The organism is Streptococcus sp. HMSC078H03 (genome assembly GCF_001808655.1).
Taxonomy (GTDB): Bacteria; Bacillota; Bacilli; order Lactobacillales; family Streptococcaceae; genus Streptococcus; species Streptococcus salivarius_G.
In genome coordinates this window covers 1-323 of the sequence record NZ_KV794100.1, presented here as the reverse complement: position 1 = coordinate 323, position 323 = coordinate 1, and the positions used below count along the sequence as shown (strand labels likewise).

General features: G+C 39.9%; 1 protein-coding gene. It reads left to right on the top strand.

Going from position 1 to position 323, the window contains the following annotated elements; all coding sequences use genetic code 11:
• Positions 1-323: transposase (locus HMPREF2607_RS04930; RefSeq protein ID WP_070476208.1), on the top strand; the 323-nt coding region annotated here is incomplete at both ends.

Genomic DNA, 323 nt, shown 5'->3' with positions numbered 1-323 from the left:
TACTTTCAAGGAACATTATGACAAACTCCCAGCTATTATGTCCTGGGATGAGTTTGGCTTCAAGAAAGGGGAATTGGCTTTTGTGGCACAGAACTATGAGACAAACGAACTCATAACTATACTTGATAATCGCTGCCAAACTACTATACGAAACTACTTTTTGAAGTATCCATTGAAAGTCCGACAACAGGTACAGTTTATCACTATGGATATGTCTGGAGCTTATATGCCACTGGCTCGCAAGCTCTTTCCAAACGCCAAAATCGTTCTTGATCGATTTCACATTATTCAGCACCTTGGTCGAGCCTTTTTAAAGACAAGAA